Annotated in this window: 12 protein-coding genes and 1 tRNA gene; 10 read left to right on the top strand and 3 right to left on the bottom strand. The window is 68.0% G+C overall.

Features of this window, described 5'->3' with window-relative positions; all coding sequences use genetic code 11:
• Positions 1-70: 70 nt before the first annotated feature.
• Positions 71-1,249, bottom strand: a complete 1,179-nt coding sequence (locus ACLJRL_RS22480) for an MFS transporter (RefSeq protein WP_410658206.1) — start codon at positions 1,247-1,249, stop codon at positions 71-73.
• Between the two features lie 121 nt (positions 1,250-1,370).
• Here ACLJRL_RS22480 and ACLJRL_RS22485 point away from each other — a divergent pair, with 121 nt between their 5' ends.
• From ACLJRL_RS22485 to ACLJRL_RS22495, 3 genes are all read left to right on the top strand, one after another.
• Positions 1,371-2,420 (top strand): LacI family DNA-binding transcriptional regulator, encoded by a 1,050-nt coding sequence (locus tag ACLJRL_RS22485; protein ID WP_410658301.1) that lies wholly within the window; start codon positions 1,371-1,373, stop codon positions 2,418-2,420.
• A gap of 188 nt (positions 2,421-2,608) precedes the next feature.
• The gene (locus tag ACLJRL_RS22490) at positions 2,609-2,998 is read left to right on the top strand and encodes a peptidase inhibitor family I36 protein (protein WP_410658207.1); all 390 of its coding nucleotides are present in this window, start codon (positions 2,609-2,611) and stop codon (positions 2,996-2,998) included.
• Between the two features lie 241 nt (positions 2,999-3,239).
• Positions 3,240-3,313, top strand: a tRNA-Arg gene (locus ACLJRL_RS22495).
• A 212-nt stretch (positions 3,314-3,525) separates the two neighbouring features.
• Here ACLJRL_RS22495 and ACLJRL_RS22500 read toward each other — a convergent pair.
• Positions 3,526-3,936, bottom strand: coding sequence for a MarR family winged helix-turn-helix transcriptional regulator (locus ACLJRL_RS22500; protein ID WP_410658208.1), 411 nt, complete (start codon positions 3,934-3,936; stop codon positions 3,526-3,528).
• Positions 3,937-4,023: 87 nt separating this feature from the next.
• Here ACLJRL_RS22500 and ACLJRL_RS22505 point away from each other — a divergent pair, with 87 nt between their 5' ends.
• From ACLJRL_RS22505 to ACLJRL_RS22515, 3 genes are all read left to right on the top strand, one after another.
• Complete coding sequence (locus ACLJRL_RS22505; RefSeq protein ID WP_410658209.1) at positions 4,024-5,094, top strand: substrate-binding domain-containing protein; 1,071 nt, start codon at positions 4,024-4,026, stop codon at positions 5,092-5,094.
• Between the two features lie 86 nt (positions 5,095-5,180).
• Positions 5,181-5,798 (top strand): AmiS/UreI family transporter, encoded by a 618-nt coding sequence (locus ACLJRL_RS22510; protein WP_410658210.1) that lies wholly within the window; start codon positions 5,181-5,183, stop codon positions 5,796-5,798.
• Positions 5,785-6,786, top strand: coding sequence for an aliphatic amidase (locus ACLJRL_RS22515; protein WP_410658211.1), 1,002 nt, complete (start codon positions 5,785-5,787; stop codon positions 6,784-6,786). The genes ACLJRL_RS22510 and ACLJRL_RS22515 overlap by 14 nt, the downstream gene beginning before the upstream one ends.
• Here ACLJRL_RS22515 and ACLJRL_RS22520 read toward each other — a convergent pair.
• On the bottom strand, positions 6,764-7,252 hold the full coding sequence (locus tag ACLJRL_RS22520; RefSeq protein WP_410658212.1) for a hypothetical protein: 489 nt from the start codon (positions 7,250-7,252) through the stop codon (positions 6,764-6,766). The genes ACLJRL_RS22515 and ACLJRL_RS22520 overlap by 23 nt on opposite strands.
• Before the next feature lie 335 nt (positions 7,253-7,587).
• On the opposite strand from ACLJRL_RS22520, the gene ACLJRL_RS22525 reads away from it, so the two are divergent.
• The 4 genes from ACLJRL_RS22525 to ACLJRL_RS22540 are packed head-to-tail and all read left to right on the top strand — an operon-like array spanning position 7,588 to position 11,006.
• A complete protein-coding gene (locus ACLJRL_RS22525) occupies positions 7,588-8,352 on the top strand; it encodes a thioesterase II family protein (protein ID WP_410658213.1) in 765 nt (254 codons plus the stop codon).
• 14 nt (positions 8,353-8,366) lie between these two features.
• The gene (locus tag ACLJRL_RS22530; protein WP_410658214.1) at positions 8,367-8,576 is read left to right on the top strand and encodes a DUF5988 family protein; all 210 of its coding nucleotides are present in this window, start codon (positions 8,367-8,369) and stop codon (positions 8,574-8,576) included.
• Between the two features lie 56 nt (positions 8,577-8,632).
• Entirely contained in the window at positions 8,633-10,069 is a 1,437-nt protein-coding gene (locus tag ACLJRL_RS22535) for a class I adenylate-forming enzyme family protein (protein ID WP_410658215.1), read from the top strand.
• A gap of 4 nt (positions 10,070-10,073) precedes the next feature.
• Positions 10,074-11,006 carry an ACP S-malonyltransferase gene (locus ACLJRL_RS22540; RefSeq protein WP_410658216.1) on the top strand — a complete coding sequence of 311 codons (933 nt, stop codon included), beginning with the start codon at positions 10,074-10,076 and terminating at the stop codon, positions 11,004-11,006.
• Positions 11,007-11,035 lie beyond the last annotated feature (29 nt).

Consider the following 11,035-nt stretch of genomic DNA (forward strand, 5'->3'; position numbering starts at 1 on the left):
CTGAAACAGCGAACGAATCGCATTCATTTCAGTTTATGAGGACAAGCTTGCCCGCGTGTCGGCGAGGATGTCAACGGGCGACCGGCGCGGACTCCTCCTCCCGTTTCTTCGCCCGTGCGGCGGCCAGGGCGGCCGGGACGATCAACGCGGCGGTGAGGCCGACGAACAGGAACGACACCGAAAGCGACGTCACCTGCGCGATTCCGCCGATCAGCGGCGGCCCGGCGAGAAATCCGGTGTAGGCGATCGCGGTGACGAAGGCCAGTTCCCGTTCCCCTCCGGTGCCGTCGGCGCGTTTGCCCGAAGCACCCGCGAGGCTCAACGCGATCGGGAAGGCCGCGGCCAGTCCGGCGCCCGCCAGCGCGAAACCGACGAAGCCGAACACCGGCAGGTGAGCGAGCGCGGCGAGCACCAATCCGGCGGCGGCGATCCCGGCGCCGATCACCAGCGCGCGGGTCGCGCCGAAGCGTTCTTGCAGCCAGGCGCCGGCAAGCCGGGCGAGTCCCATGGCCAGCGCGAACCCGGCATAGGCGAACGCGGCCGGGCCTTCACCGACGCCATGGGCGGACGTCATCAGCAACGCCGACCAGTCCGAGCTCGCGCCCTCCGCGATCGCCGAGAACAGCGCGACGGCGGCCAGCAGCCACAGCACGGGACGTTTGGCGGGCGGTATCCGCGGTTTCTCGATCGGCTCGGCGTGCGCCGGCCGCGCACCGGGCACGGCCGCGACGACGAAGGCGAGCACGACCAGCGCGCTCAACGCGGCGACGGTGAGATGCCTGCCCGGCGACCACTCGTGCGAGGCGGCGAACCCGGCGGCGACCGAACCCGCCAGCGCGCCGAAACTGAACCCTGCGTGCAGGGTCGGCATGATGGCGCGCCCGAGGCGCCTTTCCACCTCGACGCCGGCGACGTTCATGGCGACGTCCAGCGCGCCGACGCTCGCGCCGAGCACGAACAACGCCCCCGCCAGCAGGGCGACCGACGACGAAAAGCCGATCATCGGCAGGGCGGCGCAGGCGATGATCGTGCTGCCCGCGACCACCGCGCGGGCGCCGTGCCGCTCGATCAGCCTGCCCGACACCGACGCCGCGATCAGCATGCCGACGCTGGCCCCCAGCAGGGCGAGGCCGAACACACCCGGTGAAGCACCCACTCGTTCCGAGAGCGCCGGTGTCCGCGGTGCCCACGAGCCGAGCGCGGCCCCGTTGAGCGCGAACACGACGAAAACGGCCGTACGGTCACGCATAGACCCCAGTCCCCTTTCGATTCCTGTTCCCCCAGAATGACTTAAGCGCTTCAGAAAGTCCACCGGTTCCTTCAGTGACTAGACTCGCCCGGTGACCAGCACGCGACGGCGACGACCGACGTTGGACGATGTCGCCGACGCCGTCGGCGTGTCGCGGGCGACCGTTTCGAACGCCTACAACCGGCCCGACCAGCTGTCCGCCCGGCTGCGGGAAGAGGTGCTGCGCGCGGCCAAGAAACTCGGCTACGCGGGGCCGAACCCGACGGCGCGCAGCCTGGCCACCAGCCGCAACGGCGCGATCGCCGTCATGCTGGACACGAACCTGTCGACGGCGTTCTCGGATCCCGCGCTGTCGGTCACCCTCGACGCGCTCGCGACCGTCGTCGATCCCGAAGGCCACGCCCTCCTGCTGCTCCCCGGCGATGGCGAGAGCGGCGGGCCGCGCGCGGAGCGGATCCTGACCGCGCAGGCCGACATCGCCGTCGCGTATTCGCTGGCCGACGGCGCGCCGGCGCTGACGGCGGTCCGCGACCGGGGGCTCCCGCTGGTGGTGATCGATCAGCCGCACGTCCGCGGCGCCGCCCGCATCGGAGTCCAAGATCGGGCGGGGGCGGCCGCCGCGGCCCGGCACCTGCTCGACCTCGGCCATCGGCGGATCGGGATCTTGTCGGCGCAATGTCTCTCGGCGCCGCGCGGTGGCGAACTGAGCCCGGAGGAAGCCGGGAACAGCCGTTTCCACGACAACCGCGAGCGGATGGCCGGTTACCTGGAAACGCTGGCCGAGGCGGGTGTCCCGATGGCGGACGTACCGATCTGGGAGGCGTCCGGGCTGTCGGTGGGGGGAGCCCTCCCGAGCGCTTTCGGCCTGCTCGACCGGCAGCCGCGGCCGACGGCGCTGCTGTGCATGTCGGATCTGCTGGCGCTGGCGGCGATCTCGGCGGCGCGGCAGCTCGGACTGTCCGTTCCGGGTGATCTTTCCGTGGTGGGCTTCGACGACGTCCCGCCCGCCCGATGGTCCGAACCACCGCTGACGACGGTCCGGCAGGATCTCTCGGCCAAGGGACGGGCCGCCGGCGAACTGGTGCTCGGCCTGCTGCGCGGGACCAAGACACCCGCACCCGCCGAACTGCCCGCTGAACTGGTCGTCCGAGACTCCACCGCGCCCGTTTAGCACCCCACTCCGGAGAGCACAAGGCGGTTCCGGTGATATGTGGACAACTCGGCCCGATCGAGCGGCGCACAACTACTTATCCACAGAAGTAGAAATGCGGGCAGACAAAGCCGGCATGGCGCGTCATCGTGGAATCACACATTCACCGGCGGCCATCGAGCCGCTGATTCACGGGGGAGAACCCAGCCATGCACCGACGTTTGACGAACCTGCGCGCACGCCTTCCGCACGTGCTCCTCCTGGCCATGCTCAGCCTGCTGACCAGCACTGGAGTCGCAAGCGCCGCCACCACACCGCCCGCACCCGCCTGCCAGAAGGGCGAGTTCTGCGTGTGGCCGGAAGAATCGTTCAGCGGCACCGCGCAGAGATTCGACTTGCGCACCTCGAATCCCGAGGAATGCATTCCCTTGCCCGAAGGCTTCGACGGTCATTCGTTCGTGAACCGGCTGAGCCGCGACGTCACGATTTACCAGAGCGAAGAGTGCACCACGGAGGGAGATTTCATCACCTATCCGGGTGGCGGCACCTACGTGCCCCAGGGACCGTTCGTGATCCGCGCCCTCAAGATCTGGGACTGACCACCCCGACGGTTCGCGCTGGTCGCTTGCAGGAGAGTCGACTCGCGACCAGCGCGAACCCTGGGGCCGCTCCCCCGAGGCGGCCCCGGCCCGTGAGCGCGTCACCGCGCGTTGTGACGCGCTCACGGGTGTTCCAAAAAACGGTGGGCCGGACCTGAAACGATCTGGCGGTGTCGAACGATCGACAGGTTGGTGACGGCTAAGCTGCCGAAGCTGGGCGACTCCCACGTCGCCGACGCCGGCCCTCGTAGCTCAGCTGGATAGAGCAAGAGCCTTCTAATCTCTAGGTCGCAGGTTCAAGTCCTGCCGGGGGCACGTCACAGACGGTCCCGCTGCGAAGCGCGAACGCGCTTTCGCGGCGGGACTCTCAGAACTCGGGCCGGGCGTCTTGAGTTCGCCATGACGCTCGTTGACCTCTCCGGGGAGCAGTTCGTCGACTTTTCCCCACACGCCGGTCTTCCCGGTGCGCGCACGTCGTAAGAAAGATCACGTCCGGCCACCCTCGGCTCCGGGAGGCCGAACGGGCTTCAGCCGCCAAGACTCCTCAACACGACGAGCACCTCGTCCGGCACGCCGAGGCGGGCTTCCACGTCTGCCACCTTCGAGGCAACGCGCCGGTGCGTCGTACGGCCACGGGCGCTGAGATGGACGAGCACCCGGCGCCGATCGGCGACGTCGACCTCGCGATAGGCCTGCGCGGTGGTCACCAGTTTGTCGACCACCCTGGTCAGGGTCGGCCCGGTGGTCAGCGTGCGGTCGGCGAGGTCTGCCATGGACAGGCCACCCTTTCCGCTCAACGCGTCCAGCACCAGCCACTGGTCCAGGGTCAGCCCCTCCTTGGCGAGCACTTGATCCGCCCTGGCCGCGACGCTCCGCGCGGCACGGGTGAGCGAGCCGGTGAGCGACATCCCCGCGGTCGCCGCCCCACGTGACCCCATATCCCGTCCCCTTGCCAAAACCGGACCCCGCCGCAATACTTCCAGGTGAAAGCAATTTGACCTTACCGGGCCACCGCACGGAGCGCCATGCCCCTCCAGCTCGCCACCGGCGACGACACCTGGCGCGTGGCCATGGTGCTTCCGCTGCAGGGGCCAGCCGGGCTGTTCGGCCCGTCCTGCGAGGCCATCACGGAACTGGCCGTCCACGAACTCAACGAATCCGGCGGAATCCTGGGCAGGCAGGTCGAGGCCGAGGTGGTCGACGGCGGCGCGGCCCCCGCACAGGTGGCCGCGGACCTGCGGCGGCTCGTCGACAGCGGGCAGATCGACGCGGTGAGCGGCTGGCACATCTCCTCGGTCCGGCACGCGCTGGCGCCGGTGGTCGCCGACAGGCTGCCGTACGTGTACACCTCACTCTACGAAGGCGGCGAGCGCAGGTCGGGCATCTTCTGCACGGGCGAGACACCGCGCTGCCAGATCGAACCGGCCCTGCGCTGGCTCCGGGACCACCTCGGCGCCCGGCGCTGGTTCGTCGTCGGCGACGACTACGTCTGGCCCCGCCGGTCGGCACAGGCGATCCGGCACTACGCCAGGGACCTCGGCCTGCGGATCACCGGCGAGGCGTTCGTCGGGCTCGGCACCGGCGATATGTCCACAGTGGTCCGCGCGGTGGAACAGTCCACAAGCGACGGTGTCCTCATGTTGCTGGTCGGGCAGGACGCGGTGCGCTTCAACCGGGCCTTCGCCGCGCGCGGTCTCAGCGAACGCCTCGTCCGGTTCAGCCCGCTGATGGAGGAGAACATGCTCCTCGCCAGCGGCGCGCACGCCACCGACAACCTCTACGTCTCCGCGGCCTACTTCCGGTCCATGGTCACGGCGGACGCCATGGACCTGCTCGGCCGCTACGTCGACCGGAATGGGCCCGGAGCGCCGGCGCTGAACAACGCGGCCGAATCCTGTTACGAGGGGCTGCACACACTCGCGGAACTCGTCCGCCGGGCGGGCAAGCCGGATCTTCCCGCGCTCAACGCGGCGATCGACGGCGTCGCTTATCACGGGCCGCGGGGGACGATCGAGTTCCGCGGGCAGCAGGCCGATCAGCACGTCCATCTCGCGATCGCCGACGGCTACGACTTCGAAGTCCTCACCCGCCTGTAGAACAACCCGGGCTTGACGGGCTCCGGTAGCTCACATACTTTCATTTGGAACTATTTCAGGTGATGCACATTACGAGGGAGGTGAGCATGGGCAACGTGGGCCTGCTCTACGTCGGCGCCGCCCTCATGGTCAACGGCCTGATGCTGCTCGGCCGGATACCGCCCCGTTCGGCGGCGGTGCTCAACCTCTTCGTGGGGGCGCTGCAGTGCGTCACCCCCACTGTCCTGATCGTCCAGGCCGACGGGAATCCGGACGCGATCCTCGGCGCGTCGGGCCTGTACCTGTTCGGTTTCACCTACCTGTACGTCGGCATCGCGAACCTCGCCGGTCTCCCGTCCGAAGGCATCGGCTGGTTCTCGCTCTTCGTGGCGGGCGCCGCCGTGGTGTACGCGGGAATCTCGTTCTGGCACGACAAGGATCCGGTGTTCGGGGTCATCTGGCTGGCCTGGGCCCTGTTGTGGACGTTGTTCTTCCTGGTGCTCGGGCTCGGCATGGACCGGCTGACGAGGTTCACCGGCTGGACCGTCCTCCTGCTCAGCCAGCCGACCTGTTCGGTGCCCGCCTTTCTCGGCCTCACCGGCGGCTACCGCAGCGACGGCGGCACCGCGCTGCTGGCCGCCACGATCGCCGTCGCGCTGGTCGCGGCGGCCGCCCTGCTCCAGAAAACCCACCAGGAGAAGAGGAGTCCTCATGCGACACGGTGACATTTCCGCCAGCCCGGACACGGTCGGCGTCGCGGTGGTCAACTACAAGATGCCGCGCCTGCACACCAGGACCGAAGTCCTCGACAACGCCCGCAAGATCGCCGAAATGGTGGTGGGCATGAAGAGCGGGCTGCCGGGTATGGACCTGGTGGTGTTCCCGGAGTACTCGACCCAGGGCATCATGTACGACCCGAAGGAGATGTACGAGACCGCGGCCACCATTCCCGGCGAGGAGACCGAAATCTTCGCCGCGGCCTGCCGGGAGGCCCAGACCTGGGGCGTCTTCTCCATCACCGGAGAGCGGCACGAGAACCATCCGGACAAGGCGCCGTACAACACCCTCGTGCTCATCAACGATCGAGGCGAGATCGTCCAGAAGTACCGCAAGATCCTGCCGTGGTGCCCGATCGAGGGCTGGTACCCGGGGGACGAGACCTACGTCAGCGACGGCCCCAAGGGCTTGAAGATCTCGCTGATCATCTGCGACGACGGGAACTATCCCGAGATCTGGCGCGACTGCGCGATGAAGGGCGCCGAACTGATCGTGCGCTGCCAGGGGTACATGTACCCGGCCAAGGAGCAGCAGGTGCTGATGGCCAAGGCGATGGCGTGGGCCAACAACTGTTACGTGGCCGTGGCGAACGCCGCCGGGTTCGACGGCGTCTATTCCTACTTCGGCCATTCCGCCATCATCGGCTTCGACGGGCGCACTCTCGGCGAGACCGGCGAGGAGGAGTACGGGATCCAGTACGCACAACTGTCGGTTTCGGCGATCCGCGACGCACGGACCTACGACCAGTCGCAGAACCACATCTTCAAGCTGCTGCACCGCGGGTACACCGGCGTGCGGGACTCGGGCGAGGGCGACAAGGGCGTGGCGGACTGCCCCTTCGACTTCTACAAGCTCTGGGTCACCGACGCGAAGAAAGCGCAGGAGAAGGTGGAATCGATCACCCGCGACACGATCAGTCCGCGTCACCCAGAATGAGCACGGTGAGGCGGACACCGCGCGTCGTGTGAACGAGACTCAGCACCAGCGGGACGAGCACGAGCGCGATGTAGGTCCACAATGACCAGTGGTACAGCTCGTGCAGGTGCCATGTCTCCTTGAGGGCGATGAAGAACGCGCCCGCACAGACGATGAACCAGCCGCGGGCCTTGTTGGCGAAGGTGGTCATGGTGCGCCGCTGCTGGGCGGTGAGCGACTCCATGATCTCGCGGTGCACCTTGTCCCGGCGGCGACGTTCCTTGGCGATGGCCACCGGCGGCAGCAACCACCACCAGCGGGAGACGCCACTTCGGCCGGTGGGAACGCGCGTCCTGACCGAGCGCAGGTCGTCGAACTGCTCGCTTTCCGCGCGGAGTTCCAGGGCGCCCTGGTACATCGGCCCGGCGACCAGGAGCCAGCCGCCGAGGAAGGCGGACCAGGCGATGGCGTATTCGATGTCGATCACCCTCTTCTCGGACCACCGATGATCGTGATCCCCACCGGCCAGCGTATTGCTTCCTGCGCCGTCCCGCCCTAGGGCGTGTTTCATAAGTCTGTTCGATGGGCTTCGTGATCCAGGTGGTTCCTGGCGATGCGGCGGGATCGCCCTCGTACCGGGTCGTACTCGGGCGCATCCCGCCGTGCCGCCAGGGGACACCTGGGCGCGAAGACCGCGAACTTGACTTGTGAAACACGCCCTAGGGGTCTCGCCGGGTCGGTAGGGGTTGTTCCGGCCGGTCCCCCGCCCGCACGCTCGATGACACGGGCATTCGCCCGTCATCGATGCGCAGGAGGGTCCGGGTGGCCGGAAAAGACGAGGGTCTCTGGGTACGGAGGTTCCACCCCGCGGACGACGCGGCCTACCGGGTCGTCTGCCTTCCGCACGCGGGTGGCTCCGCGAGCTACTTCTTCCCGGTTTCGAAAACGCTGAGCCGGGTCGCCGACGTCCTCGCGATCCAGTACCCGGGGCGGCAGGACCGCCGGACCGAAAAGGGCATCGACACCATCGCCGGGCTCGCCGACCGTGTGGCCGAAGCGCTCCGGCCCTGGCTGGACCGGCCGACCGTCCTTTTCGGTCACAGCATGGGCGCCACCCTCGGCTTCGAAGTCGCCCGCAGGCTCGAATCCGCCGGCACCAAGCCGCACGCGCTGTTCGTCTCCGGCCGCGTGGCACCCACCCGCGCCCGCGACGAAACCGTGCACCTGCGCGACGACGCCGGTCTCATCGCCGCGGTCAAGGCACTCGGGGGCACCGACTCCCAGGTCTTCGAGGACGAAGCGGTGCTGGAGATGGTCCTGCCCTCGATCCGCACGGACTACACCGCCGCCGAGACCTACCGCTACGAACCGGGACCACTGCTGGAAACCCCGATCCACGCCCACGTCGGCGACGACGATCCCAAAGCGACTGTCGACGAGGTCCGGGACTGGCGGGAACGCACCAGCGGCCGGTTCACCCTGACCACCTATCCCGGCGGTCACTTCTACCTCACCACCCACGCAGCCGCGGTCATCCAGTCGATCGCCGAGGTCCTCACGCCTTCCGAGTTCCACAACGCTCACTGAGAAGGAGCCCTGCCATGATGCCCATCAAGATCGACCCCACGGGATCGCGCGCGCTGCCGTCGGATCTGGAGACCCGGCTGAAGGTCGAAGACCTGACCGAGGACCTCAAGATCTGTGTCAACGGAGGGTACGAACACTTCTCTCACGCCGGGGAATTCCAGAAGGTCGACGACGTGAACGTCGCGGTCTTCCGCTGGTCGGGGCGCACCAAGATCGCGGAGTGACTCGAAGGTGAAATCCGGAGAATCCTTGTCCAGCAAGACGAAGAAGGGGTGAGTCCATGTCCGCGAGACTCTTCGCCACCGATTCCGTGCAGACCTTCGACGAACTCGAACACCGCGCACTCGGTGTGGCGGAAGCGTTAAGGGAACGCGGCGTCACTCCTGGGACCCGAGTGATGCTGAAGGCCGGGAATTCCGCCGCCTATGTGACCACGCTGCTCGCGCTGATGCACACCGGCGCGTCCATCGTGCTGGTCGACCAGCAGGAGCACGCCGACGAGACCCAGCGCGTCCTCGACCAGGCCGGGGTCAAGATCAGCCTCGTCGACGAGGACGCCCCGCTGGTCACCGACGGGGCGCACGCGCTGCTCTACGAACTCCTGGTCGCCGGGGCCACCCAGACCGCCCGGGACCCGGAGTTGCGGATCGGCCCGTGGTGCGACCTGCCGGACGGGCTGATCATGTACTCGTCCGGCTCGACCGGGGTACCCAAGGGTGTCGTCAAGAACGGCGGCCGGTTCCTGAAGAACCTCGAGCGCAACGCCGAGCAGGTCGGGCACCACAGCCGCGACGTGCTCATGCCGATGCTGCCGTTTTCCCACCAGTACGGCCTGTCCATGGTGCTGATCGCCTGGCTGGTGCGGTGTTCGCTGGTGGTCGCGCCCTATCGCCGGGTCGACCGGGCGGTGCGGATGGCGGGGCAGTGCGGGGTGACCGTGACCGACGGGACTCCCTCGACGTACCAGAGCATCCTCAACATCGTGAAGCGCAATCCCGGCTACAGTGCCGAATTGGCCACGGTGCGGATGTTCTGCAGTGGCGCGGCGCCACTGGGTTCCACCCTCAGCGACGACTACGTGGCGCAGTTCGGGTTGCCGCTGCTGGACAGTTACGGCAGCACGGAACTCGGGAACCTCGCGTTCGCGAACCCCGAGAACCCGGTCGGCTGCGGCCGGGCCCTGCCCGGCCACGAGCTGCACATCCTCGACGACGAGGGAAATCGCCTGCCCGCCGGGGAAACCGGCGAGATCGTGATGTACTGCCCGGACATGATGGCGGGCTACCTCGCCACCGACGGTTCGCTGGATGTCGCCGAGCAGGGCTGGCGGCACACCGGCGATTTCGGTTACCTCGACAAGGACGACAACCTTTTCGTGGTGGGCCGCAAATTCGCCGTCCACCGCAAGGGACACACGCTCTACCCGGAGATCATCGAGCACAAGGTCACCGAAACCTTGTGCTCGGTCAAGGTGATCCCGCTGCCCGACGACCGGCGCGGCTGTCAGCTGGTGTTCTTCGTCGAAGATCCGCTCGGCCATGACACGCGGCACTGGCGGGCCCGGATCGGTGAAGTACTGCCGGAGTTCGAGCGGCCGGACCGGATCCAGGTCGTCGACCGTTTCCCCTTGAACCGCAACGGAAAGCCCGACAAGCGACGGCTGACGGAAGTGGCGCTGGCCGACGCCGAACTTTCCGCCGAGCCGAAGGCCGGCTGACGGAATGACCGAAGAACGCACCGCGCTGATCTTCCCGGGGATGGCCCCGACCGGGGCCGCCGATCTCGGCCGGTTCCTGATGATCAACCGGACCGCCCGCGAGCGGCTGGCGGTGGCCGAGGACGTACTCGGCTACCGCCTGCTGGATCGCGCCCGCGAGCCCGGCGCCGAGTACGGCGAGGCCGCGCAGGTCGTCTTCATGCTGACTTGTCTTTCCCTGGCCGACTGGGCCGAGGACGCCCTCGGGATCAAACCCGAGGTGTGCGCCGGCCCCTGTTTCGGCCAGAAGGCGATGACCGCGTACACCGGCGTGCTCCCGTTCGAGGAGGCCGTCCGGCTCACCGCGGAACTCTCGCGATGCGAGATCTCTTATTTCTCCGGGGAATACTCGGACGTCGTCACCCATTGCTTCGTGCGGACACCCGAAGAGGGTTTCTCCGCCGTACTGGCCGAACTGGCGGACGAAGGCGAGTTCCACGACGTCTCCGGGGTCATCGATCGCGGGTTCTACCTGCTTTCGTTGCGGGAGAGCGCTTTGGACCACGTGAAGAGCCGGGTCCGCGCCGTCGGCGGCTATTCCATGCACACCATGCGCCCCGCCGTGCACTCCACCTTCTTCGGTGGCCTGCGCCGCCGGGCCGAGGCCGAGGTATTGGCCGGTTTCACCCTCGCCGACCCCGGACTGCCGGTGGTCGCCGATCAGGACGGCGCGCTGCTCGACACGGCCGACGGCGTACGGCGCATGCTGCTGGACACCTTCGACCGGCCGATCGACTGGCCGTCGATGGTCGCCACCCTGCGTGCACAAGGCGTGACGTCGCTGTGTTTCGCCGGGCCGGACAACCTCTTCCACCGGGTCGACAGCACCGTGTCGAACTTCGAGGTGCGAACGGTCACCCCGGCGATGGCCCTCACCCCGCGCCGCCGACTCCCCTGAAAGTGTCCGTCCCTGGCCCTAGTATCGGG

It is taken from the genome of Amycolatopsis sp. lyj-112, from assembly GCF_046549055.1.
GTDB lineage: Bacteria > Actinomycetota > Actinomycetes > Mycobacteriales > Pseudonocardiaceae > Amycolatopsis.